Annotated in this window: 20 protein-coding genes, 1 tRNA gene and 1 other RNA gene; 10 read left to right on the top strand and 12 right to left on the bottom strand. The window is 65.8% G+C overall.

The features are described 5' to 3' along the window. The first annotated feature begins 5 nt into the window (after window positions 1–5). Window positions 6–3,113: a S8 family serine peptidase gene (locus AC1MCA_RS07400; protein ID WP_479803321.1), complete on the top strand. Its 3,108-nt coding sequence runs from the start codon at window positions 6–8 to the stop codon at window positions 3,111–3,113. A 63-nt stretch (window positions 3,114–3,176) separates the two neighbouring features. On the opposite strand, the gene AC1MCA_RS07395 is transcribed toward AC1MCA_RS07400, so the two are convergent. Genes AC1MCA_RS07395 through AC1MCA_RS07380 form a run of 4 tightly spaced genes read right to left on the bottom strand, consistent with a single transcriptional unit; the run spans window position 3,177 to window position 5,600 of the window. Next, window positions 3,177–3,578, bottom strand: coding sequence for a serine protease inhibitor (locus AC1MCA_RS07395; RefSeq protein ID WP_479802325.1), 402 nt, complete (start codon window positions 3,576–3,578; stop codon window positions 3,177–3,179). Further along, on the bottom strand, window positions 3,575–4,528 hold the full coding sequence (locus tag AC1MCA_RS07390; protein ID WP_479802323.1) for a 3-methyladenine DNA glycosylase: 954 nt from the start codon (window positions 4,526–4,528) through the stop codon (window positions 3,575–3,577). Before AC1MCA_RS07390 ends, AC1MCA_RS07395 begins: the two co-directional genes overlap by 4 nt. Beyond that, window positions 4,485–5,066 (bottom strand): serine protease inhibitor, encoded by a 582-nt coding sequence (locus tag AC1MCA_RS07385; RefSeq protein ID WP_479802321.1) that lies wholly within the window; start codon window positions 5,064–5,066, stop codon window positions 4,485–4,487. Before AC1MCA_RS07385 ends, AC1MCA_RS07390 begins: the two co-directional genes overlap by 44 nt. 24 nt (window positions 5,067–5,090) lie before the next feature. Continuing rightward, entirely contained in the window at window positions 5,091–5,600 is a 510-nt protein-coding gene (locus AC1MCA_RS07380; protein ID WP_479802319.1) for a MarR family winged helix-turn-helix transcriptional regulator, read from the bottom strand. A gap of 79 nt (window positions 5,601–5,679) precedes the next feature. On the opposite strand from AC1MCA_RS07380, the gene AC1MCA_RS07375 reads away from it, so the two are divergent. Both AC1MCA_RS07375 and AC1MCA_RS07370 read left to right on the top strand, forming a co-directional pair. Further along, a complete protein-coding gene (locus AC1MCA_RS07375) occupies window positions 5,680–5,922 on the top strand; it encodes a hypothetical protein (protein WP_479802318.1) in 243 nt (80 codons plus the stop codon). A 141-nt stretch (window positions 5,923–6,063) separates the two neighbouring features. Continuing rightward, complete coding sequence (locus tag AC1MCA_RS07370; protein ID WP_108599893.1) at window positions 6,064–6,279, top strand: hypothetical protein; 216 nt, start codon at window positions 6,064–6,066, stop codon at window positions 6,277–6,279. A gap of 88 nt (window positions 6,280–6,367) precedes the next feature. Here AC1MCA_RS07370 and AC1MCA_RS07365 read toward each other — a convergent pair whose 3' ends face one another. Beyond that, window positions 6,368–7,726, bottom strand: a complete 1,359-nt coding sequence (locus tag AC1MCA_RS07365) for an aspartate kinase (RefSeq protein WP_479802316.1) — start codon at window positions 7,724–7,726, stop codon at window positions 6,368–6,370. A gap of 215 nt (window positions 7,727–7,941) precedes the next feature. On the opposite strand from AC1MCA_RS07365, the gene AC1MCA_RS07360 reads away from it, so the two are divergent. The 3 genes from AC1MCA_RS07360 (at window position 7,942) to AC1MCA_RS07350 (ending at window position 11,270) form a co-directional block, all read left to right on the top strand. Beyond that, window positions 7,942–8,913 carry an ABC transporter ATP-binding protein gene (locus AC1MCA_RS07360; protein ID WP_479802314.1) on the top strand — a complete coding sequence of 324 codons (972 nt, stop codon included), beginning with the start codon at window positions 7,942–7,944 and terminating at the stop codon, window positions 8,911–8,913. After that, on the top strand, window positions 8,910–10,055 hold the full coding sequence (locus AC1MCA_RS07355) for an ABC transporter permease (protein WP_479802312.1): 1,146 nt from the start codon (window positions 8,910–8,912) through the stop codon (window positions 10,053–10,055). The genes AC1MCA_RS07360 and AC1MCA_RS07355 overlap by 4 nt, the downstream gene beginning before the upstream one ends. A gap of 273 nt (window positions 10,056–10,328) precedes the next feature. Beyond that, window positions 10,329–11,270: a hypothetical protein gene (locus AC1MCA_RS07350; RefSeq protein WP_479802310.1), complete on the top strand. Its 942-nt coding sequence runs from the start codon at window positions 10,329–10,331 to the stop codon at window positions 11,268–11,270. A gap of 4 nt (window positions 11,271–11,274) precedes the next feature. Here AC1MCA_RS07350 and AC1MCA_RS07345 read toward each other — a convergent pair whose 3' ends face one another. The 5 genes from AC1MCA_RS07345 to AC1MCA_RS07325 form a co-directional block, all read right to left on the bottom strand. Then, window positions 11,275–11,871 carry a GNAT family N-acetyltransferase gene (locus AC1MCA_RS07345; RefSeq protein WP_479802308.1) on the bottom strand — a complete coding sequence of 199 codons (597 nt, stop codon included), beginning with the start codon at window positions 11,869–11,871 and terminating at the stop codon, window positions 11,275–11,277. Window positions 11,872–11,884: 13 nt separating this feature from the next. Further along, on the bottom strand, window positions 11,885–12,484 hold the full coding sequence (gene recR, locus AC1MCA_RS07340) for a recombination mediator RecR (RefSeq protein WP_108599898.1): 600 nt from the start codon (window positions 12,482–12,484) through the stop codon (window positions 11,885–11,887). 78 nt (window positions 12,485–12,562) lie between these two features. Continuing rightward, entirely contained in the window at window positions 12,563–15,994 is a 3,432-nt protein-coding gene (locus AC1MCA_RS07335; protein ID WP_479802306.1) for a DNA polymerase III subunit gamma and tau, read from the bottom strand. A gap of 75 nt (window positions 15,995–16,069) precedes the next feature. After that, window positions 16,070–16,166: signal recognition particle sRNA small type (gene ffs, locus AC1MCA_RS07330), an RNA gene on the bottom strand. Window positions 16,167–16,259: 93 nt separating this feature from the next. Next, on the bottom strand, window positions 16,260–16,583 hold the full coding sequence (locus AC1MCA_RS07325) for a hypothetical protein (protein ID WP_479803319.1): 324 nt from the start codon (window positions 16,581–16,583) through the stop codon (window positions 16,260–16,262). 313 nt (window positions 16,584–16,896) lie between these two features. On the opposite strand from AC1MCA_RS07325, the gene AC1MCA_RS07320 reads away from it, so the two are divergent. Next, window positions 16,897–16,981 (top strand) — tRNA-Ser (locus AC1MCA_RS07320). 117 nt (window positions 16,982–17,098) lie between these two features. Here AC1MCA_RS07320 and AC1MCA_RS07315 read toward each other — a convergent pair. Beyond that, window positions 17,099–18,016: an oxygenase MpaB family protein gene (locus AC1MCA_RS07315; RefSeq protein WP_108600892.1), complete on the bottom strand. Its 918-nt coding sequence runs from the start codon at window positions 18,014–18,016 to the stop codon at window positions 17,099–17,101. Between the two features lie 230 nt (window positions 18,017–18,246). On the opposite strand from AC1MCA_RS07315, the gene AC1MCA_RS07310 reads away from it, so the two are divergent. The 3 genes from AC1MCA_RS07310 (at window position 18,247) to AC1MCA_RS07300 (ending at window position 21,444) form a co-directional block, all read left to right on the top strand. Beyond that, window positions 18,247–19,770, top strand: a complete 1,524-nt coding sequence (locus tag AC1MCA_RS07310; protein WP_479802304.1) for a M23 family metallopeptidase — start codon at window positions 18,247–18,249, stop codon at window positions 19,768–19,770. A gap of 77 nt (window positions 19,771–19,847) precedes the next feature. Further along, complete coding sequence (locus AC1MCA_RS07305) at window positions 19,848–20,333, top strand: glutathione peroxidase (RefSeq protein WP_479803317.1); 486 nt, start codon at window positions 19,848–19,850, stop codon at window positions 20,331–20,333. 163 nt (window positions 20,334–20,496) lie between these two features. Further along, complete coding sequence (locus AC1MCA_RS07300; protein WP_479802302.1) at window positions 20,497–21,444, top strand: phosphodiesterase; 948 nt, start codon at window positions 20,497–20,499, stop codon at window positions 21,442–21,444. Between the two features lie 28 nt (window positions 21,445–21,472). On the opposite strand, the gene AC1MCA_RS07295 is transcribed toward AC1MCA_RS07300, so the two are convergent. Beyond that, entirely contained in the window at window positions 21,473–22,888 is a 1,416-nt protein-coding gene (locus AC1MCA_RS07295) for a stealth family protein (protein WP_108599407.1), read from the bottom strand. Between the last annotated feature and the right edge of the window lie 75 nt (window positions 22,889–22,963).

The following is a 22,963-nucleotide window of genomic DNA, read 5'->3' as shown; positions in this document are numbered from 1 at the left end:
GCCCCATGCAGGGCGGGGGACTGAGGAGGGCGACGGCAATGGCCGTGGGCCTGCCGCTGCTCCTCACCTCGCTGGCGATGAGCCCCGCTACCGCGGCGCCCGCCGGGCAGGACACGGCAATAACCGCAAAGAACACCGCTGCCTCAGAGTTCAAGGACGGCCGCTACATTGTGGTTCTCGCGGCCAAGGCTGCTGCTGCCTACGAGGGGGAAACTCCCGGGCTGGGGGCCACCAAGCCGCAGAACGGGCGGAAGCTCGATGCCGGCAGTCCCAGCTACCAGGCCTACGACGCCCACCTGCGCAAGGTCCAGCGTGAGGTTGCCGCGGAACAGGGAGTAACGCCGGCCAAGCAGTTCACTGCTGCCCTGAACGGCTTCACCGCCGAACTGAGCGCGGCCCAGGCCGCAGAGCTGTCCAAAGACACCCGGGTGCTGACAGTCTCGCCCGACGTCGAAAACGCCCCTGACTACACCACCACAGATTTCCTGAAGCTCACCGGAGCCGAAGGCGCATGGGCAACAAAGTTTGGCGGCGAGGCCAACGCCGGCAAGGGTGTTGTGGTTGGCGTGATCGATTCAGGCTACGCCCCGGACAACCCGTTCCTGCAGGGCGAGCCGGTCCAGCCGCTCAGCGGAAAGGCCCAGGTGGGGGTGCCGTACCGCACCGGTGATGGGAAAATTGCCATGCTCAAGGCCGACGGCACCACCTTCGTAGGCGAATGCGAGAAAGGCGAGGGCACCGGGGCGGCGTTCGATGGAACATTGTGCAACTCGAAGGTCATCAGCGCCCGGTACTTCGCCGACGCCTTCCTGCAGTTCGTTCCCGCCGCGAACCGCGCACCGGAGGAACTCATCTCCCCGGTGGACGTGGGAAGCCACGGCACCCACACGGCCACCACGGCTGCCGGCAACGCCAACATTGAGCAGGTCCTCGACGGCGTGAGCTTCGGCAAGAGCTCCGGTGTGGCGCCGGCGGCAAAGGTCTCCGTCTACAAGATCTGCTGGGAAGACACCGATCCGGCAACAGGAGGCTGCTACTCCTCCGCCTCCATCGACGCAATCGACACCGCCATCAAGGACGGCGTCGACGTGCTGAACTACTCGATTTCCGGTAACACGGACAGCACCACCGATCCCGTGGCCCTGGCCTTCCTGAACGCTGCTGCAGCCGGCGTCTTCGTGGCTGCCTCTGCCGGCAACTCCGGCCCCGCGGAATCCACCGTCAACCATGCTTCCCCGTGGCTGACCACCGTGGCCGCCTCCACGTTCCCCAGCGACCTGCAGGGAACGGTCAAGGTATCGGACGGCACCCTCTACCGCGGTGCCTCTATCATGAAGTCCGAAGTCACGGACAAGCCCGTGGTGGTTGCCGCCGCGGCCGCTGCGGCAGGCGTCACGAACGCCAACCTGTGCGGCCCCGGCACGCTGGACCCGGCGAAGGTTGCCGGCAAGGTTGTGGTCTGCGACCGTGGTGTGGTGGACCGGACGGCCAAGAGCCTCGAGGTCCAGAACAAGGGCGGCGTTGGCATGATCCTGGTGAACCTTGCCAACAGCTCCGAGGACGCCGATAACCACGTTCTCCCCACAGTCCACGTCAACGCTCCCAAGGGACCCGAACTGAAGGCCAAGCTGGCCGCCGACACCTCACTCACCGTCAGCCTCGTCAAGGGCGACCTCACCGGTGACCCCCAGGCTCCGGCTCCCCAGGTGGCCGGGTTCTCCTCCAGGGGTCCCAGCCTCGCCTCCGGCGGTGACCTGTTGAAGCCGGACATTTCCGCCCCCGGCGTCAACGTCCTTGCCGGTGTATCAACTATCGGAAACGCCGGCGAGCAGTTCGGCTTTATGTCCGGCACGTCCATGGCAGCTCCCCACATCGCCGGTTTCGGTGCGCTGGTTCTCGGCAAGCAGCCGCAGTGGAGCCCCGCGATGGTCAAATCCGCCATGATGACCACCGCCTACCCGCTGCTCAATGCAGATGGAACCCCCAACACGAATCCGTTCGACGGCGGGGCAGGCCACATTGATTCACTGCGGGTGCTTGATCCCGGCCTGGTCTATAACTCGGGCATCAAGGACTGGCTCGGCTTCCTCAACGGACAGGGAGTGGACACCGGCGCACCGCAGGCCGGCACAGTCGCGGCCAAGGACCTGAACCTCCCCTCCATTGCCCTCGGCAGCCTGGTGGGTGAAGTCCAGGTCAAGCGCCAGCTGACCGCCCTGGTTCCCGGAATGTACCGTCCGGAGGTCAACATGCCGGGCTTCAACGTCCAGGTGGAGCCGCAGTCGCTGAACTTCTCCAAGGCAGGCCAGACCCGCGAGGTCACCCTCACCATCAGGAATGTCAGCGCCCCCGTGGGTGAGTTCACCACCGGCTCACTGACCTGGAAGGGCCCCCGCACGGTCACCTCGCCGATAGCCATCCGGCCTGTTGACGCGCAAATCGCGCCGTCCTTCTCGTTCAGTTCCGTCACCGGTACGGGCACCGGAACCATGGACCTGGTGTCCGGCTCCGACAAGCCCATCGGCGTCGCAGTGGAGGGACTCGCCCCGGTCAGCCAGACCGGAATCAACAAGGTTCCGGGTGCCTATGCTGCCAAAAACGATGCACACAACGCCGTGGTGGCCGTCAAGATTCCGGAAGGCGCCACCTTCGCGCGGCTCGGCGTGCAGGCAGAGACGAACGACGTCGACTGGGACATGGTGGTTTACGGTCCCAACGGAACGGGCGGTCTCGTGGCCACCCAGGTTGCCACCGCTGCAGCCAGTGAGTTTCTGGACCTCGAGGCACCGAAGGCGGGAACGTACTACATCGTGGCCAACCTGTACTCCACACCCAGTGGCGGGGCTGCCAACGCGGCGATCCAGGCCGTGTCCTTCTCCGGTGATGCAGGGAACCTGACAGTCAATCCGAATCCGATCGTGGCACCGAACGGCACGGCCACGGCAGCCACTCTGAACTGGACCGGGCTGTCGGAGGGTTCCTACGCATCCCGCCTCAGCCTGGGGGAGAACGGCATCCGGACCTGGGTCAACGTCCAGGTGGGCGCAGGCACGGCACCGGCTCCGGCCGGGTCCCCGGCCATGGCCACCGTTGAGGGGATCCCCGGCGTGTAGCGCACGTGTAGCGCAATAGAAGCAGTGTAAAACGTCCCGGTCAGCTGAGCTGGCCGGGACGTTTTATGTCCAGGACCCGCCGGCCGATCGTCCGGTTCCGGGCGCACCGCCGAGGAGCGGCGCCAGGGCCTTCCAGCGGGCAATCTCGCACCCATCGGTCTTCTGGAACCTCGCATTGACCTCCCGGCCATGGAAGGTCCCGGTGACCAGGGCAACCTGCGGTCCGCCGTACTGCTGCGTGCACAGTTTGGGCGGCCCCGGCAGGGGAAAGAAAATATCCTGGCCGAACCGCTCCACGGCTTCCAGGGCGGCGTCCGGGTCCGGCAGCGTGGATTCTTCCCTGGACCGGCCATCCTCGGCGACGAGCCGGAATACATACTCTTCCGCGTCCGGTTCCTCCCTGAGCCTGATGGTCAGGTCAAGGGGATCTGCTGCGCGGTGGTTGGGGGAGTCCAGGTGGTTCACTGCCTTTCCGATGGTGTGAGCGGCGCCAGCACGGCGGCCAGGCGGCCCCGGAGCTCCGCAGCCTCGGTGGCGAAGGCCCGTTGATGCTCCACGTAGGCGGCCTTGCCGTCAGCCGTCTCAATCCTGATTGCAGGATAGCCCCACTCCTCAAGATCGTACGGGGACGCCTGCATGTCCATGGCCCTGATCCGCCACGACAGCTCAAAACAGTCCATTACCAGTTCGCTGGGCAGTGCCGGCAGGAGTTTGTAAGCCCACTTGTAGAGGTCCATGTTGGCGTGCAGGCACCCCGGCTGTTCCATGTGCCGCTGGTTCTCGCGGCTGGGCGTCAGCTCGTTGAGCGCGATGGCGTCGGGGGTGTAGAAACGGAAGGCGTCGAAGTGCGAACACCTGATCCGGTTCTTTTCCACCACCTGGTCCGTTCCGGCAGAACCCAGCCTGAGCTTCAGGTACTCGTGACGCAGATCAAACTTGTCCTGACGGTAGACCATGGCCCATTCATGCAACCCGAAGCAGCCGAACTGGGCCGGACGCGCCGCTGTACCGCGGAGAATGATCCCGGCAAACGTCACGGCGTCCTGCCGGTCGGCCAGGAACTTCCCGCGGTCAAAAGTGACCGCCACGCTTCCCGCCGCCAGCCCGAGTGAGGCGAGTTCGCCGTCGTCGAGCGTTCTGTAGTGCTTCCAGCCCGTGCGGACAGCGGCCCGCTCCCCGGTTAGCACGACGCCTGCACCCGGGTGCCAGCGCAGCAGCTGGCCTGGTTTTTGGGTGTAGTACGTGAAGAGGAAATCCTCGACCGGGTGCTTCCGGCCCGCTGAACGGCGGGCGAGGTAGGGATCGGCGTAGCGGCGGACGCGTTGTGCGTGAGCATCTTCGCGCTCCCGCCAGGCGCTGGCCGGCAGCAGGCTAAGCTGCTCCACCGCTGGCACCCAGAACGTCCTCGGCTGCATCCCAGGCGCCGATTTCGCAGCCGTTGGTCCGGGCGAACGCGACATCCACGGGAGTCTCGTCCACGATCCCGGTGACCGTAGCCTGCTGCGGCCCGCCGTACTGCTCGGTGCACGCCTGTGCAGTGTTCATGGTGTCCGGGCTGAGGAGGGCCGCGTTGCTTTTCAGGGCCGCGCACGCAGCGTCAGGCTTGGGGTGCTTGCTTTCATCGGTGGGCAGGCCATCCCGGCAGACCAGGGTGTAGTTCAGGTCCGCTTCGCCGGGGGCGGGCTTGACCATGATCGAGAGTTCGGCATTCCCCGCCCCTGGTCCGGCGGAAGGGACCGGAGGTGCGGATGGCGAGGGAGCCGGAATGGACGTCTCGGTGTCAGGGGAGGGGGTACCGGACGCCGTTGGAGCGGTGGTCACCGTCGAGCTTGCCGAGGGGCTGGCGGTCGGTGTGGCTGTGTCGTCGGGACCCGCCGTGCAGGCAGCCAGCCCTGCCACGGCCAGGACGGCCAGCAGCGGCCGCAGTGTTCGCAGCCATGTTGGCAAGCGCATGAACCCTCCTAGTTTGCTGCCATTTTACGCCGTTGAGCTGGCCGTCAGGACTGGGTGCTCGCTGCCCGCTTCACCCACTGCGGCGGTAGCGGCAATGAGCCCCATCATGGATTTGTGCAGCTGGTTGACCTGGTCCCGGGTCAGACCCAGACGCTCCATCATGGTGCCCGGGACCGCGAGGGCCTGCTGGCGCAACGCGGCGCCTGTGGGGGTCAGGCCCACGGCCAGGGCGCGTTCGTTTCCGTCCACCCGCTGGCGGGTGATGAATCCTGCTTCTTCAAGCCGCCGGAGCAGGGGGGAGATGGTGGCAGGTGCCTGGGCCAGGGCGTCACTGATGCTGCGCAGGGTCCGGGGCGCCGTCTCCCAGAGACACAGCATCACCAGGTATTGCGGGTGGGTCAGTCCGAGCTTGTCCAGCACCGGTTTGTAGGCGCCCACCACGCTCCGGGACGCAACAGTCAGGGCAAAACAGAGCTGCTGCTCCAGCAGGAGGTCGTTGTCCTGCTGCTCCTCAGCGCCGGCTATGGCCGTCATCACAGTCCTCCAATAATTAGTGCACTAATTGTTAGCGTACACTGGTGGGAGGAATCCGTTCTATCGAAGGGTCGCGACAATGGGTAAGGACAACGCAGGAGGGCGCGAAAATGCTTCTCAGCGGTTCATGCGCGCAACGGGCAGGCTCCGGGCAATTTTCGGCCCGGCCAACCGCAGTTCGCTGGTGCATGACATGACTGATGAGAACAAGCGCCTGCTTGCCCAGCGCGAAGTCGAGACCCAGCAGTGGGAAACCCTGCGCCGCCCCGACGGCAGCACCTACGTGGTGCCAAAGAACCCCGAGGACCAGTCCCTCCGCTGAGGCCCACAAGCAGCGAGGCCCCCCCTTTGATCCAGCAAACCCCGCGGGATATTTTCGCGCCTCCGGGCGTAAAATAAGGGCACTGGCTCCATTTAGGGCTGGAAGCTCTTTTCGCCCGGGATGCGGGGAGGGGGTGGAAATATGGCACATGCACTCAGCGGTTTCATGAACGTCACTGAGAGGCTGCGTTTCGTCTTCGGGCCGGCAACGCGCCTGGATACAGATGCTCCGGTGGTACACAAGCACGACGAGTTTGAGCAGGCCTCAGAGGAAGAACTTTCCCACTTCGTCGTGGAGACTGACACTGAAGGCCACCACTACGCAGTCCGCCGTGAAGAGCTCGGCAAGCAGTCCTGAAGCAGAAGCAACGCGGGGTCATTTCCTGCCTGATAAACGAAGGTTATCGGGCAGGAAATGACCCCGCGTTGCTTTAAAGGTCTACGGGTCAGCGGCCCGTGCCGCCGTAGACCGTGGCCTCATTCTCGCTGTCGAGGTCAAACGCCTTGTGGATGGCGCGGACGGCGTCGTCGAGCAGGTCGGCGTGGGTCACCACGGAGATGCGGATCTCCGAGGTCGAGATCATGTTGATGTTGATTCCTGCATTGGACAGGGCCTTGAAGAACGTTGCCGAAACACCCGGGTGCGAACGCATGCCGGCTCCGATCAGTGACAGCTTGCCGATCTGTTCGTTGTATTCGATGTTCTCGAAGCCGATTTCCTCCTGGGCCGCCTTCAGGGCAGCCAAAGCATCGGCGCCTTCCACGATGGGCAGCGTGAAGGAAATGTCCGTCCGGCCGGTGCCGTGAGTGGAGACGTTCTGCACGATCATGTCGATGTTGGAGTGGGCGTCGGCGATGACCTGGAAGATGGCGGCGGCTTTGCCAGGGATGTCCGGAACGCCCACCACTGTGACCTTGGCTTCGGAACGGTCGTGTGCAACGCCGGAGATGATTGGCTGCTCCAAGGCAACTCCCTCTTGAGTGGTGATCTTGTCGTCGGCGCTGGGGATGACCCAGGTGCCTTCGTTCTGGCTGAATGAGGACCGGACGTGCAGCGGAACGCCGAACCGGCGCGCGTATTCGACACAGCGAAGGTGCAGGATCTTTGCGCCCGAGGCGGCGAGTTCCAGCATTTCCTCGCTGGAGATGGTGTCGATCTTCTGGGCGGACGGCACTACCCGCGGGTCCGCGGTATAGATGCCGTCAACGTCGGTGTAGATTTCGCAGACGTCGGCGTCGAGGGCTGCCGCCAGGGCGACGGCGGTGGTGTCCGAGCCGCCGCGGCCGAGCGTGGTGATCTCGTGGGTGGTCCGGCTCATGCCCTGGAAGCCGGCGACGATGGCAATGTGGCCCTTGTCCAGGGACGTGCGGATCCGGTGGGGGTCGACGTCGATGATGCGGGCCTTGCCGTGGATACCATCGGTGATCATGCCGGCCTGGGAGCCTGTGAAGGACTGGGCCGAGGCGCCGAACTTGTTGATTGCCATGGCCAGCAGGGCCATCGAGATGCGTTCGCCGGCGGAGAGCAGCATGTCCATTTCGCGGGCGGGCGCGGAGTCCGTCACCTGGGCGGCGAGGTCCAGTAGCTCGTCCGTGGTGTCACCCATGGCGGAGACCACCACCACCACTTCATTGCCGGCCCGCTGGGCATCCACAACGCGCCGTGCGACGCGCTTGATGCCGTCGGCGTCCGACACGGAGGAACCGCCGAACTTCTGCACGATCAGCTGTTTGGTCACCGCACCGCCGCGGGGCGGCTCCTGCGGCTGCGTTGCTGCGTGCACTTCGGTAGTGGGCGTACTCATGCGCGTACCTTCACTGGATCAATCGGAGTTCTGGATGTCAGGCACAGCCCTTGAGGGCGCGACGGCGTGACTTTCAGTCCAGTTTATCGCCGTAGGCTGCGGGGCGTTGAATTGTGACCGAATCTCAGCCATGTGCCGGCCCCGCGGGTCATACGGCGGGACTACGCTCAGATAGTCAGTATGCATGCCACGGTTGGGGGACAGGTGCTCGGAGTATGACTGCAAATCAGGACGGTACGGATGTGACGGCGGAGCCGGAACAGCACGACGACGGCGGCATCACCGCCACCGCGGTAAGCCGCAGCTTCGGTCAGGTCCACGCCGTCGAACTCATGGATTTCCATGCGCCGGCCGGGAAAGTCACGGCCCTGATCGGGCCCAACGGGGCCGGCAAAACGACGTTGCTGCTGATGCTGGCCTCGCTGCTGGCGCCCGATTCGGGGACCGTCACTGTGGGCGGTCTGGACCCGCAGCACCACCGGGCACAGGTGCGGAGCAGGATCGGTTGGATGCCTGACACCCTGGGTGTGTGGGACTCACTGACGGCCCGCGAGATCCTCACCCAGATGGCACGTTTCTACCAGCTGCCCAAGGACGGAATTGCGCAGCGGGTCACCGAAATGCTGGACCGGGTCCGCTTGACGGACCTGGCCGACCAGCCGGCCCGCGTCCTGTCCAGGGGCCAGCAACAGCGGCTCAGCCTGGCCCGCGCGCTGATCCACGACCCCTCCGTCCTGCTTCTCGACGAGCCGGCGTCCGGACTTGACCCCGGATCGCGGGTGGAGCTCCGGGTGATGTTGCGCCAGCTGGCCGCGGAGGGGAAAGCGGTTGTTGTCTCTTCACATGTGCTGAGCGAGCTTGACGAAATTGCCGACGCCGCCGTCTTCGTCAACCGGGGACGGACCGTCCGGCACCAGACCACGGACGAAGCCGCTGCTGCGGGCCGCCGCTACGCCATCACTGCGGCGGACACCAAGGCACTTGCCGCCAAGCTCACGGAGCTGGGACTTACCTTCCGGATTGAGGACGGCCGGCGGCCGGCCATCAGCCTGCTGCTGCTGAACGACGACGACGCCGCGCGCCTGTTGCGCGATCTGGTGCTCGCCGGCGTTGTGGTCACCTCTTTCGCCCCCGCCTCGGGTGCCTTGGAAGAGACGTACATGAATCTTGAGGGGGAGCGGCGATGAGCCAGCCGACAGTGACGATGCAGCCGCCGGTCCATGGCCGCGCGGCCGGCTATTTCGCAGGTATCCGCGACGTGGTGGTCCTTGAACTCAAGCAACGGCTCCGGTCCCGCGGCTGGTACATCATGCTGGCCATCTGGTTTATTTTGACCGGCCTGGTGACCTGGCTGACGTGGGCGAGCTGGAACGCCCAGCGCGAGGCCCAGCGCCCTTATGGCGGCTTCGGTCCGGCAGAGTCCGCCGGGCCGGGATCAATGATCTTCGAAGTGGTCCTGGCTTTTGTGCTCCTCTTCGCGCTCCTGGTGGCTCCTGCACTTTCCGCCAACGCGGTTAACGGTGACCGCGCCGGCGGCACGCTGGCCATCCTGCAGGTGACCCTGCTCCGCCCCGGCCAGATCCTCTGGGGCAAATTCCTGGCGGCCTGGTTCGCGGCTCTGGCATTCCTCGTTGCCAGCACGCCGTTCCTGGTGATCGGGGTGGCCCTGGGCGGCATGACTCCCGGCCACGTTGTGGTTGCGCTGCTGATGCTCGCCGTTGAGGTCGGCGTGGTGTGCGCCATTGGCGTCGGAATTTCTGCCCTCGCCAACAGGCCGCTGTTCTCCATTGTGGTGACATATCTCGCGGTGGCCGGGCTGGTCTTCGGATCCCTGATTTCGTTTGGTCTCGGCACCGGGCTCTCGCAGGGCACCATCATGGCGAACCAGGCGCAGTACCGCGGCTACTCGCCTTATGAGCCGCTGCAGGAACAGCCCATGCCGATGGAACCGGAGTACACATGCTCAGGTCCCCTGGTGGCGCAGCCTGCGGTGCACACCGAGAGGGTGGCGTGGATGCTGGCAATGAACCCTTACGTGGTGGTGGCCGACGCCATCCCGTACCCGGTCCGGGCGACCACAAACTTCGGATCTCCGCAGGGCGCCATCGAATCGATCAGCCAGGCGGCGCGCTACGCCATGGCCGGGCCCGAAGGCACCCACCCGTGCGCCAACGGCGAGGCCAAGCCGCGCTATCTGGCGCAGGAGACTCCCTTGTGGCCGCTGGGACTGGGGCTGCAGTTGCTGCTGGCCGGCCTGCTCCTGTGGCTCGGATGGCGCTCCCTGCGCACACCGGCCCACAGGCTGGCCCGGGGAACCCGCATCGCCTAGGGCCACTACTGGACAGGCCCGCTGCAGCGGATCACGATTGGATCAGCCGGCGTATCCGCCGGAGGCTGGGCCTGACCAGTGGAAGTGGGAGCCTTTCGAACTGTGGCTGAAAACGAACGCAAGGAGCCCGGACGCTCCACTGGGGACCCGGTTTACGAGCCGATAGGCCCCGGCTGGAATCGCGGAGGGGATGGTCCTGACGACGATGCCGGCCGGGCGTCCGGCCCAAGCGTCCTGTGGGGAGCGCTCAGGGCGGCGGCCGAGGATTGGCTGATGTCCGTGGGAAGCATCCGGTTCTGGCTTGCTGCGGCAGCTGTCCCGGTGGCAACCTCCGTGGCGGCGTGGGTTCTCCTGGCGGCCGTGCTGGTTCCGCAGACAGACCCCGGCCTCGCTGAAGGCCGGCTCTGGGTCTACCTGCTGGCGGCCGCGTTCGTACCGGCAGCCTCATCATTCCTGGCGGTGCACTGGGGTATTACCGGGATCCGCCGCATAGGTCCATGTCAGCCATTGGCAGCTGTGGATCCGGGCCCGTGGGCTTCTTTTTTTGGAGTGGTTGCCCGTGGGGCCGTGGTGGCGGCGCTGACGCTGGTCATCCTGCTGGGGCAGGCGTGGATTGCAGGGGGTTCCGGGGAGGTGGCTGCCGCTTCCGCCGGTGTCGTTGCACTGGAGTTCGCCGTCTTTGGGGCTATCGGTGCGGGCGCATCCGCGATGTCCCGCCGCCGGTTGTGGGTGGCGATCGTGGCGTGGGGCGTGGCCGGCGTCCTCGTGGTGGTCAACGTTGTGGCCGTCGTGGCGTTGTTGCCGGCGGTGCGGGCGGATGAACCCGTGTCTGCAGTCTTCAATATTGTCCGGGGGCCCGGGGGTACCTTGGAGGCCTATGAATGCTCGCCGCTACTGTCGGGCACGGCTGAGGTGCCCCATACCGAACGGATCATGTGGATGGTGGCGCCCAACCCGGTGGTGATGTTTTTGATGTTGGCCGACAACGGCGGAGGGAACCTCGACAGGCAAAGCTGGATGCGGGACGCATTCCAGGAAGCCGCGGATGGCCTGCAGGTCCCCTGCGTTAATGCCGAGCCGCGCGCAAAAGACGCTGCACGGATGCCGCTGGAAGTGCTCGGGCTTGGCATTCAGGCTGGTCTGGCGGGCGCGTTCCTTGCCGGCGGGCAACTGGCCACCCGGCGTAGGCAAGCTCAGCAAGGTGAGTCAGTCTGACCTGTCAGCCTGATTGGTCATCAGGCCTTTCCAGACTGAACATGAGCAGCGGGAATCTTTTGCCGCCGGTCGGCTGATCGGTCAGGGCGGGATCCTTCCGGAATCCGAGGCTCTGGAGGAGGCGGATGGAAGGCGTGTTCGGCTCGTAGACGCCTGCCACGATGGTGCTGATGCTTGAGCCTGTGAAGAGCCAGTCCACCAGCGCCACTGCTGCCTCGCGGCCGTACCCCTGGTGCTGGTGATCGGGGTGCAGGACGTAGGCCAAAGCGGCGTGATGGGCGGGATGCCGGCCCGGGGCCAGCACGCCCGCAGGGGTGAGTTCGGCGGTGTTCCAGGTCCGGGCATCGCCCACCACCTCCCCGGACTCCTGCAGGACGATAGCCCAGCTGTGGTTGAACCATGGGGGCATGGACGCCTCGCTCAGTGCCATGGCTGCCGCCAACCTCTCCAGGTTTGCCGTTTCCGTGAGGGGACCGTGGGAGAGGTAGGTGGTGGCTGCGGGGTTGCCGCGGAACCGGTGGATGGCATCAGCGTCAGAGGCACGTACCAGCCGCAGGGCCAGCCGCGCAGTGACCAGCGGTCCGATCCCGTCCAAGATCACGCCCTTCCGATTCTTACGTGAGGGCGTTCCGGCGGCCCTCGAAGGCGCGGCCGAGGGTGACCTCATCTGCGTACTCAAGATCGCCTCCCACCGGCAGGCCTGATGCGAGGCGGGTGACAACTATTCCGATGGACTTCAGCATTCGGGCAAGATAAGTGGCAGTCGCTTCTCCCTCAAGGTTGGGATCGGTGGCGATAATGACTTCCTGGATGGCGCCGTCGTTCAGCCTGGTCAGGAGTTCCCGGATCCGGAGCTGCTCCGGTCCCACCCCGGCGATCGGGTTAATCGCCCCGCCGAGCACGTGGTAGCGGCCCCTGAACGAACGGGTGCGCTCTACTGCCAGGACGTCCTTGGACTCCTCCACGACGCAGATGACTGAGGGGTCCCGCCGTGGGTCGCGGCAGATGTTGCACAGCTCCTGCTCGGTGACATTTCCGCAGACCGTGCAGAACTTCACGCGCTCCTTCACTGTGGTGATTGCTTCCACCAGGCGTTTCATGTCCTGCGGGTCCGCTTCGAGGATATGGAAGGCCAGCCGTTGGGCGGACTTGGGACCGACACCCGGAAGGCGTCCGAGCTCATCGATCAGCTCCTGGACTGCACCTTCGTACACGTTTTCCTCTTTTGGGTTGGCTTGGAGATGGATGGAGCTGTGGCGCCGGCTGCACCGGTGTGGATCGGAGTTGCAGGCCTAGAACCGGGGAGGGATGGGGCTGCCGTCCGGGGACCGCTCCTCGATCAGTTTCCCGCCCAGAATACGCTCGACGGCGGCGCGTCCGAACACGCCGGAGTCTTCGATGGTTTCGTCGTCCGCGCTCGGGATGTCCTGGACCAAGGCGGCCACCGCCCTGGCCGGAGCCTTGGCTCGTCCGGCCTCTGCTTCAGGGCTGTTGGACAGCCGCTGGTACAGGCTTTGCCTTGCTGCGGCCGCCGATGCATTGGCGGCCGGGGCTGGCTGAAGCGGCGCGGAAGGCGCAACAGCCGATGCCATCGCGTATTCGCGGACTTCTGCAGGCTCCGGCGCGGAGCTTACTCCACCCCGCGGTGCCGGTTGCGCTGCAGGGGCGGCCTGAACCTCGCGAGGTGAGGCGCTCCCACCGGGCACAGACCCAGCACTAACTGCTGCGATGCTGTCAGATACGTGGCCAGCCGTTTGTTCTGCTGGTTGACTGGCTTCACTGGGAAGCAGGCCCCAGCTCGCGTCGGCTTCGGACAGGCCGGTGACCCGGGAAGTCTGGGGGACCACGGCAGGCTGCGGGACCTCGGTAGGCTGCGGGACCTGGGCCGTGGCGGGCTCGTAGCTGGGTGCGGGCGCGGGAGTGAAGTCTTCCGCGGGCGGCGTTTCCCGTTTCTTACCCACGTTGGTCTCTGAACCAATGACCCAGACGCCGGGTGCCTGCTCGACGGCACGCGCCCACGGATCAGGCGCTGCGTCCGGCTGGGACGCGGCGACCGCCGAAGCAGATGCAGGTGCAGGTGCAGACCGCGGGCTGCTTCGGGGCGCCTTCTTGCCGGCTGGCGCCGGTGCCTGCGAGGGCTCGCGCCTGGATGGTGTGCGCTGCGGTTCAAAGGGACCTGACGGGTCCCAGTCCATGGGCGGTTCCTCGTCCAGCGGAGGAGCATCTTCGTCCCGCGGGGGACCCCAATCGTCGTCCGAGTAGGCATAGGACCCATCGGTGGCTGCGGCCGGCTGGGACAACGGGGGAGGTTCCGGCGAAGGGCCAGCCGGTGGCGGCTGCTCCGGGGACGCCTGAGTCCGTGACGCGTGTTCCTGTGACTGGTGTTCCTGAGACTGCTGCCCGCGCTGAGCGGGAGTAACCGGTGAACGCTCATCTGGGGCAACGGCCATAGCCTGTGGGGCGGCACCGGCACTCTGGGTGGAAGCTTCCGACGAAGCCTCCGGAGTGGCGACGGATTGCTCGATGATGTGGCCAGCCGCCGGAGCGGGGTCCACAGTCCGCGCGGCAGGTGCAGCAGCCTGGTCTGCTGCCCGAACGGCAGGTGCCGGGGGAGCGGCTGCGGCGGCCTCCCGCGAGGTGGCGCCTGCCGGGGCCAGGCCCCAGGCTACGTCCGCGGAACTGGCCGGAGCTTCCTGGCTAGCGGGTGCTTTTGGGTTTGGCTCAGAGCTCGCTGCGCCGGCGGCGCCACCGGCCACCGCAGTGATCTGGCAGTCGATGCCCACGGTTTTGTGGATGGCCTGCCTCAGGTTCTCCGAATGGTCCGCCCGGCCGAATGCTCCGGCCAAGCCCGTCGTGGTGAACGCGAGAGTGAGGACCTGGCCGTCAAAAGCACCGACCTGGGCATTGGGCTCCACCAGCGCCCACGTGCTGCGCTTGATCTTGGACAGCGTCTGCAGGACCTCAGGCCAGGCACGGCGCATGATTTCGACATCGCCGCCCGCCGCTGGACCGGCAGCCGCCGAAGCAGGGGCCTGCATACCCGTGGCCTGATGACCCGTCGTCCGGGGTCCTGCTGCGGGTGGCGCGGCGGCCGGAGGCAAGGCCGGGGAAGGATCCGGGGCCGGTGAGGCCGTGGCAGCCGGCGGCGCGGAAGGCGTGACCCCCGCAGCGGGGCGTCCCTCGCGATCAGCGGGACGGGCGCCACCGGGTGCGGCGGATGATGCCCGGCTGCTTCCAGACTCCTCGACTGGCCAGTCGTTGGTGCTGACCCTGGGTGCAGTCAGCGTGGGGCGGGACACTTCCGGGGAGGCAGGCTGCGGTGCGGCAGCAGCAGCGCGGGCCGCCGCGGCCGGAACCGGGGAGGTGGGCTGCGCTGCACCGGAAGTTTCAGTAGCCGGTGCGTCAACGGGTGAAGGCACTCCCTGCCCAGCGTCGCGACGGACCGTCTCACCCTGGACAGCCTCAACGGTCACCGCATGAGGCGGCGGGACCTCGGCGGGCGCAGCAGGACCGGCGGCAGCCGCCGGGACTGAAGCGCCGGCGTCGTTCCCTGCGTAATTCAGGCGCCGCTCCACCCGGTCAATGCGTGCTGCAATGCCGCGTTCGGTCTGTTCCGAGCTGGGCAGCAGGATGCGGGCGCAGAGGAGCTCCAGGTGAAGGCGCGGCGACGTGGCACCGGTCATCTCGGTCAGCGCCGTGTTGGTCACATCCGCGGCCCGTGAGAGTTCTGCAGCGCCCAAATTGTGCGCCTGGTTCTGGAGACGGGCGATCTGGTCCGCGGGCATGCCGCGCAAAATAACCTGCGCGCTTTCAGGCATGGCCTGGACGACGATCAGGTCGCGGAAGCGTTCCAGCAGGTCCTCCACAAACCGCCGGGGATCGTGGCCGGTCTGAATGACCCGGTCCACAGCCCGGAACACGGTGGCGGAATCAGATGCGGCGATTGCCTCCACGACGTCATCCAGCAGCGACGCGTGGGTGTAGCCGAGCAGTGCCACAGCCAGCTCGTAGTCGAGACCGTTGGGTCCGGCACCGGCCATCAGCTGGTCCAGTACTGACAGCGAATCGCGCACAGAACCACCGCCTGCCCGGACCACCAGCGAGAGCACGCCGGGGGCGACCGGCACGTTCTCCTGGTTGCACAGAAGCTCCAGGTAAGCCATCAGCGGCTCCGGCGGAACAAGCCGGAACGGGTAATGGTGGGTCCGCGAACGGATGGTGCCGATGACTTTGTCCGGCTCCGTGGTGGCGAAGATGAATTTGATGTGCTCCGGCGGCTCTTCAACGATCTTGAGGAGGGCGTTGAACCCGGCCGACGTGACCATGTGGGCCTCGTCAATGATGAAGATCTTGTAGCGGTCCCGCACCGGGGCGTAGGTTGCGCGCTCGCGGAGATCGCGGGCGTCGTCAACACCACCGTGGCTCGCAGCATCGATCTCGATGACGTCCAGCGAGCCGGAACCGCCCCGGGCCAGTTCGACGCAGCTGGGGCAGGTTCCGCAGGGAGTGTCCGTGGGGCCCTCGGCACAGTTGAGGCAGCGGGCCAGAATGCGGGCGGATGTGGTCTTTCCGCAGCCGCGCGGGCCGGAGAAAAGGTAGGCGTGGTTGACGCGGTTTTTCCGGAGGGCCGTCATCAGCGGATCTGTGACATGTTCCTGCCCGATAACGTCAGCGAAGGAGTCCGGACGGTATCTGCGGTAAAGGGCGGTGGTAGTAACAGTCACGAGAAAACCCTACCAATCAGGGCCGACAATCAGGATCCCTCGCCGGTGGTGGCCCTGTGGTCACCTGGGGGGAAGAGTAAAGACCCCCCATGCACCCGCCAGAGCCCGTTTACCCTTGCTACCTTCCGGTCCTGGGGGAGTTCAACAGGATGACGCCACATGAGGGGCCGCAGATAAGTTTACCCGAAGATTCGGAATGGTCCGGACGACGCCCTGACGACCCCGGAATGCCACCGGAATGCCCCCCGGCCGGCCCGCGGGCAGGCTAGCGCCAGCCGTCCACCGGCCAGCTCATAAAAGCAGGCTCCTCATACGGGTGGGCAGCGCGCAGGGCCAGCACCACGGCCTCGAGCAGCTCTTCCTCAACAACGCATTCGATCCTGTCTTCAGCCACGGTGGCCGCCCGCCCTTCCCCGCCAATGAATGGCGTAGCCCCTACGCCCGGCGTGAAGTGGCCGGTCCCGGGTGTGATGAAGGAACAATGCGAATAGTTTCCAAGCCGGCCCGCTCCGGCATCGCCGATGGCTGACAGCAGCATTTCGGTGTGGGTGGCAGGGACGTAAATCACCAGGGCATTCAGGAGGGTCATGGCTTCATCGTCCCAGTAACCGCAGGTGTCAACGCCCACTTTTCATTGCTTATCCGGCGGGCAGGCCTGATCATGGGTATGTACACCGATTGGGGCAATCTCAAGATTGTGAGCTGCGGGGCCTGGCGCGACGGCCGGACCCGGCAGCTCAACGGGTACCGGTGGAATGGGCGCGTTGGGGGCGTCCATTTTGGCGTTAAGGCGCGGGGTCGTTTCCTCGGGCCGACCGTGGCGGGCTGGGGCCCGGGGCGTCAATTGGGCGAAGCCGAAAAGTTCAGGTAGTCTAGTATCTGCTTTTGATTCAGAAGCAGCTGGAGAATTCGCCTAGCGGCCTATGGCGCACGCCTGGAACGCGTGTTGGGTTAACGCCCTCGGGGGTTCAAATCCCCCATTCTCCGCGCAATTAATCCCGGTCCTGACCTACGTCAGGGCCGGGATTTTGCATTTTGCGGGCACAGCCGCATTTCATCTGCATGAGCTATCCAGAGCCGAATTTTCCCTCGACGGTGATATTTTCAGCTGTCGAAGTTGTAGCCCAGCCGCCTGAGCCGCTCGCGGGCAGCAAGTTCGCTGGGTCCCCGCCGTCCCAAAGCCAGGCGTACGACGCCGAGAGCCACCGTGGTGGCGAACCGCACCGGCAGGGGGAGGGGCCCTAAAGACGGCACGCGAAGACCAAGCATGCGGCGGTACTTCGGCTCGAGGCTGTACACGGCGCCTGCGAACATCACCCGGTAGCCCGGGCGCAGCAGCGGATGCAGCGGCGGGTTGCGGATGAACTCAACAGTTTCTGCGAGCCGGCTGTCCGCGCGGAGCTCACCGGCGTCGTACCAGCGGTCCAGTTGCCCGCGCATCTCCGCCTCGGTAAGCGGCGGATCCTCTACCCCCATCAGCCGTCCGGCCTGGGCCCACTCACGGACATAGGCATCCGGGCCGCCCGGGATGGTGCCGCCCCAGATCTTGTGGGCCGTCAGGAAAGCGTCCACGAAGGCGATGTGGACCCACCGTGCCAGATCGGGATCGTTGGCCGAGTAGCTTCGCTGCATGCCGTGGCCGTTGGTGAAGCTGCCCTGCACGGGCTCGTGCAGGCGCCGAAGCCGCGCCGACGCCTCCTCGGCGGCAGCCTTGGACCCGTACGTCACGGTGAAGATCCAGCGGATGGTCCGGGCCAGCCTGCCCAACGGATCGTCCCGGAAAGCCGAATGCTCGTGGACTCCGGCCAAGGCGGCAGGATGCAGGGCCTGCATCAGCAGCGCGCGGATCCCGGCAACAATTGTCGGCATGGAACCATGCACGGCCCACACCGCGGAGCCTGGCAGGTGGTAACCGGGATCGTCCCCTTCGGCTAGGTGCGGAACCCAGGCCGGAAGGGCATCAGCGCTGCCGGTAAAGGCACGCTTCAACTCGCCCTGCCATTCCCTGAGGAGGTTGCGCATATCCCCATTCTGTCGCAGATTTCCTGCCGGCAGGACGGCCCACCGGCTGGGGTCCACAAAATAACCACAACGCTTGGACGCCGGGGTTCACAGGCTCCATTCGATGTGGTCCCATGAGAGGGTACGCCTGTTCGGATTGGGGTCCAGCGGGTCTATCCGGGAGTCGACGCGTGGGAAATCATTGGGGAGCAGGCCGCGGGAGGGAGTCCGCCGGACCCTGTGCTTCAGCGGTGCGCGTGCTCGCGGCCGCCGTGGCGGTTTCTGCCTCAGCCCTGGCTCTCGGACTCCCATGGATCCCGCCGCCCGGCAAAACGTCCGACGTCGGCCCGGCAGCCCTGAGCGCCGGCCCCGCAACGTCTGTGGTCACCCCTCCGTCTGTGGGCCCGTCCGGGACCGTCGATCAGACGCCGCTTCCGGCGCCGGCCGGCGGCTTTGCTATCGACGCCAGGGCGCTGGTCCCGTTCCATCGCACCATCGTTACGACCGTGGCAAAGGGTGAACAGCCCAAGCTCAATGTTGCCTCGGCAGGCTTGAAGCGGCCGCCCGCTGGATCCCTGATGGCTCCGCTGGAAGTGCTCAACGAGAGCTCACACTTTGGGTACCGGGTCAGTCCGCTCACCGGCACCGGCGGGGACTTTCATCTGGGCCAGGATTACGCAGCCCGCTGCGGCACCAGGGTCTACGCCGCGGACACCGGGGTGGTGCGGGCGGCGGGCTGGCACCCTTGGGGTGGCGGCAACCGGGTGGAGATTGACCACGGCAACGGCCTCATCACCACGTACAACCACCTGGAAGCCATCGCCGTGAAGACCGGCGAATCCGTTCAGGTGGGTCAGGTGGTTGCCCGCGTTGGGAGCACCGGCTGGTCGACCGGCTGTCATCTTCACTTCGAGACCATACTGGGCGGCAAACACACCAGCCCCCTGAATTGGATCCTTATACCCACCCGGCAGCTGGATGAGCTGGCCGACATCGCCATGGAGAGCTTCGTTGCCAGGCCTTCGTCCCCGGCTGCGGAAGCCCTCCGCTGGGCCATCCCTGTCGCCACGGACCAAAGTCATACGGTGTTGTTCGGGGACGACGAGCTGCCCGATCCGCCAAGTCCTGACCCCACCACCCCCGCCCCGGAAACACAGGTATCCACGCCTGCTGCGTCGCCGTCGGACACTACCTCACCGTCCGGGACTGCCTCGCCCTCCGAAACTTCCACGCCGTCCGGGACTGCCTCGCCCTCCGAAACTTCCACGCGGTCCGGTACCGCGACTCAGACCCCCACTGAGACGGAGACGCCGACACCCAGCCACACATCGCCGACGACGACATCGCCGACGACGACATCGCCGACGACGACATCGCCCACCACGACGTCCCCATCCGGGACTGCGACGTCGACGCCTGCCCCCACAACGACGGCCACGCCGTCGCAGCCGACGCCAACATCCACCTCCCCATCGCCGTCCGGCACTGCCACGTCGACGCCTGCCCCCACAACCGCGTCGGGGTCTTCCACCGGGACCCCCGCCGGCACGGCCACTCCAACGCCGGTAGCTTCCGACTGGCGAGACCGGAGGGCAGCCGGTCCGACGCCCACGCCCACGCCGACGCCGACGCCGACGCCCACGCCGACGCCGACGCCGACGTCGACGCCGACGCCCACGCCGGCGTCGACCACTGAGAGTGACCCGGCCACGGAGTCGCCGACGGCGGATCCTGTCACCCCGGAAGCTACCCCGTCCCCGATGGCCGGATCCTGAGAGGAGGCTCCAGAGTGGACCCGTACGATGGCCTCTTGGCTACGAATAACCCGTATGAACCACTTCCGGAGGACCCCATGACAGCCCTGCACTCCATTCCACTCACGCTCAACGACGGCTCCGAGACCGATTTCGGCCGTTTCAATGGGAACGCTGTACTGGTGGTCAACGTGGCATCCAATTGCGGCTTCACCCGGCAGTACGCGGGGCTCGAAACCCTCTACGGAAAGTTCCAGGACCGCGGCCTCGAGGTCCTGGGCGTCCCCTGCAACCAATTCGCCGGCCAGGAACCCGGAGACGACGTTGAAATCGCGGAATTCTGCGAACGGAACTTCGGCGTAACATTCCCGCTGACGTCCAAGGCGGACGTGCGGGGCAAGAACCAGCATCCGCTCTATGCCGAGCTGACAAAGTTCAAATCCGGAATATTGCCCGGACTCGTTAAGTGGAACTTCGAAAAGTTCCTGGTCAACCGCGAGGGGAAAGTGGTGGCCCGCTTCGCACCCACAGTCGAACCGGACTCCGCCGAGATCATTGACGCGATTGAGGAGGTGCTGTCCTGACACGTGCCGGACCGTCCACCCTGGACGCGTCCCGGAAGTAATTCTTCAGCCTTTTTCCAACACGGCGGCGGCGATTTGCCTAATGTTTGCCAAATGTCTGGTTGGATTGGGCGTACTGAAGGTAGAAGGGAAGAGCCGCTTCCCGCCGACCATAGAGGTAGCAATGAAGCACATCGAGGCCGAACACCCCCGGCCACGCCACTTCCTTCTCCACCTGAGCGATCCCCATCTGATGGGGGGTCCGGAACCTCTTTATGGCGCAGTCGACAGCGAAGCCAGGCTTGTACAGCTCTTCGAGGAAGTCCGGGCATCTGGCGCCAGGCCTGAAGCAGTCATTTTCACCGGCGATCTTGCGGACCAGGGCGAGGCCGAGGCCTACGCCAAGCTCCGGGCCATCGTCGAGCCGGCCTGCCGGGACATGGGAGCCAAAGTCATCTGGGCCATGGGAAACCACGACAACCGGGCAAACTTCCGCAAGGGCCTGTTGGACCAGGTGGGTACCGACGACCCCGTGGATCACAGCTATTTCCTCAATGGGCTGCGCGTCATCACCATGGACACCTCTGTGCCGGGATACCACCACGGCGAACTGAGCGCTGCACAACTGGAGTGGCTGAGCCGCGAACTCGAGACTCCGGCCCCGGATGGCACCATCCTGGCACTGCATCACCCCCCGGTTCCGTCCGTCCTGGACCTGTCAGTTTTGGTGGAACTCAGGGACCAGGCGTCCTTGGCCGCCGTCGTCCGTAACTCAGACGTCCGCACCATCCTGGCCGGACACCTGCATTATTCGACCACTGCCAGCTTCGCCGGAGTACCCGTCTCTGTCGCGTCAGCCTCGTGCTACACGCAGGACCTCAACGTGCCGGTGGGTGGCACCCGCGGACGCGACGCCGGCCAGTCGTTCAACCTGGTCCACGTCTATGAGCACACCATCGTCCACTCGGTGGTTCCCCTGGGCAGCGCCATCACTGTGGGCGAGTACGTCACCGCCGAGGAGACCACCCGGCGCCTGGCCGACGCCGGAGTAACGATCCCGGAAACCGCGAAGGCACCGACCAAGGCAGGCACCAAGGCTGCGACCAACGCCGGACTGCCTGCGGCCGGCTAGCAGCTTCTGCCGGCCGGGCCTGCAACGGCTAAAGCTCCCAGGGCGCCTTGATGGGGAAGTACTTCTCCAGGAAGTCGGTCACCAGCTGCGCCCGCTCGTCCGCAGGGACTTCGGGGAAACTGCCGTCGTTCAGGCAAAAGAAATCCATGTTGCGCTTGGCCAGGAGCTTGGGCAGGTAGTTCAGCCCGGCGCGGGCGGTGGTGTCCACATAGCGCACTTTGGCCGCGGTCTGGGTGACTGCCCGTCCGGTGAGCAGGGCGTAGTAGTGGTAGAAGGAGTTGGTGACCGAGATGTTGTCAGCGGCCCGGAACCTGCTCGCCGCCGTCTTCTGGAACTCCGCCGGGAACTCACGTTCCATCTTTGCCACAACGCTGCGCCGCAGCGGAGCGGCTGTGTGCTCCAGGTGACGGGTGGTGATCCGCCCGAAGCGGGTCCACAGCAGCTTGCGGTTCACGCGTGCTGCGTTCTCGAAGCCGCTGCGCTCGGCGTCGTTGTCTCCCAGCCCGATCCGGGTGTCGGCCTCGATGAACTTGGTGATGCCTCCGGGAGTGAAGAACATATCCGGGCCCACCGGCCGGCCGAAGAACATGTCGTCATTGGAGTACAGGAAGTGCTCGGAGAGGCCCTCGATGTTGTGGAGCTGGCATTCGACTGCCTGCGAGTTGTGCGTGGGCAGCACTGAAGGATCCGAGAAAAATTCCTCGCTGCGGACAATGGTCACCGACGGGTGCTCGGCAAGCCACTCAGGGGCAGGGGAATCCGTGGCGATGAAGATCCGGCGGATCCACGGCGCAAACATATAGACCGAGCGCAGGGCGTACTTGAGCTCGTTGATCTGGCGGAAGCGGGCTTCGCTGTCGTCGCCTTCGCCCAGGACCACGCCTTTTTGCTGGGCCCGGCGGGCGGCGATGTACTCGGGTGAGCTGCCGTCAACCCACGAGAAAACCAGATCGATGTCGAAACTGATGTCGCTGGCGTGGTCCGCGAACATGTTCTCGATGGTCGGCCAAGTGTGCCCGTAGCGCTCAACCGTCCCGCGGACCGCGTCCTGGGTCAGCATGGTGCGGCGCGTCAGCGAGTTCTCGATCGGGAGGATCAGCTGGTTACCCTCGAAGCTCCAGAGCTCAATCTGGACGCCGGCGGAGGAACCGAACTCGAAGCCGCCGTCGGGCTCAACGCGGGGACGGTACAGGCGGAAGATACGGGCCTGCCTGTTGGGGGAGAGCTCGCCGTCAGCCACCAGCACGGAGGACTTCTTTTTCGCATCAACGGTCATGGAGTAGACCGGCTCGTTGCGGCAGGCCTTCACCAGGGCGGACCGGAGCTTCTTCCGGTCTTTCCAGTCCAGGGCGATCACCGGACGGTCGCTGTTGCCCCGGACCAGCAGGTAATCCAGGCCTTCGGCCGCGAGGACGCCACGAAGGAACAACAGGTCCTCCACCATGGCCTGGTAGGGCGTCCGGTTGTGGTTGATCAGGGCGTACCTGCCCTTGTGGCGGACCACGTCCGGCCTGTTCTT

The sequence above is a fragment of the Arthrobacter sp. BK1 genome (assembly GCF_056680055.1).
The sequence above is the reverse complement of the archived record's forward strand: the minus strand, read 5'-3'. Positions and strand labels throughout refer to the sequence as shown.

Excerpts from the sequence above, each read along its gene's own strand:
- AC1MCA_RS07300 (WP_479802302.1), top strand. The coding sequence starts at position 20,497 with ATGAAGCACATCGAGGCCGAACACCCCCGGCCACGCCACTTCCTTCTC.
- AC1MCA_RS07400 (WP_479803321.1), top strand. The coding sequence starts at position 6 with ATGCAGGGCGGGGGACTGAGGAGGGCGACGGCAATGGCCGTGGGCCTG.
- AC1MCA_RS07390 (WP_479802323.1), bottom strand. The coding sequence starts at position 4,528 with ATGCAGCCGAGGACGTTCTGGGTGCCAGCGGTGGAGCAGCTTAGCCTG.
- AC1MCA_RS07355 (WP_479802312.1), top strand. The coding sequence starts at position 8,910 with ATGAGCCAGCCGACAGTGACGATGCAGCCGCCGGTCCATGGCCGCGCG.
- AC1MCA_RS07360 (WP_479802314.1), top strand. The coding sequence starts at position 7,942 with ATGACTGCAAATCAGGACGGTACGGATGTGACGGCGGAGCCGGAACAG.
- AC1MCA_RS07325 (WP_479803319.1), bottom strand. The coding sequence starts at position 16,583 with ATGACCCTCCTGAATGCCCTGGTGATTTACGTCCCTGCCACCCACACC.
- AC1MCA_RS07375 (WP_479802318.1), top strand. The coding sequence starts at position 5,680 with ATGGGTAAGGACAACGCAGGAGGGCGCGAAAATGCTTCTCAGCGGTTC.
- AC1MCA_RS07365 (WP_479802316.1), bottom strand. The coding sequence starts at position 7,726 with ATGAGTACGCCCACTACCGAAGTGCACGCAGCAACGCAGCCGCAGGAG.
- AC1MCA_RS07295 (WP_108599407.1), bottom strand. The coding sequence starts at position 22,888 with ATGGTGGAGGACCTGTTGTTCCTTCGTGGCGTCCTCGCGGCCGAAGGC.
- AC1MCA_RS07385 (WP_479802321.1), bottom strand. The coding sequence starts at position 5,066 with ATGCGCTTGCCAACATGGCTGCGAACACTGCGGCCGCTGCTGGCCGTC.
- AC1MCA_RS07315 (WP_108600892.1), bottom strand. The coding sequence starts at position 18,016 with ATGCGCAACCTCCTCAGGGAATGGCAGGGCGAGTTGAAGCGTGCCTTT.
- AC1MCA_RS07350 (WP_479802310.1), top strand. The coding sequence starts at position 10,329 with ATGTCCGTGGGAAGCATCCGGTTCTGGCTTGCTGCGGCAGCTGTCCCG.
- AC1MCA_RS07370 (WP_108599893.1), top strand. The coding sequence starts at position 6,064 with ATGGCACATGCACTCAGCGGTTTCATGAACGTCACTGAGAGGCTGCGT.
- AC1MCA_RS07305 (WP_479803317.1), top strand. The coding sequence starts at position 19,848 with ATGACAGCCCTGCACTCCATTCCACTCACGCTCAACGACGGCTCCGAG.
- AC1MCA_RS07380 (WP_479802319.1), bottom strand. The coding sequence starts at position 5,600 with ATGACGGCCATAGCCGGCGCTGAGGAGCAGCAGGACAACGACCTCCTG.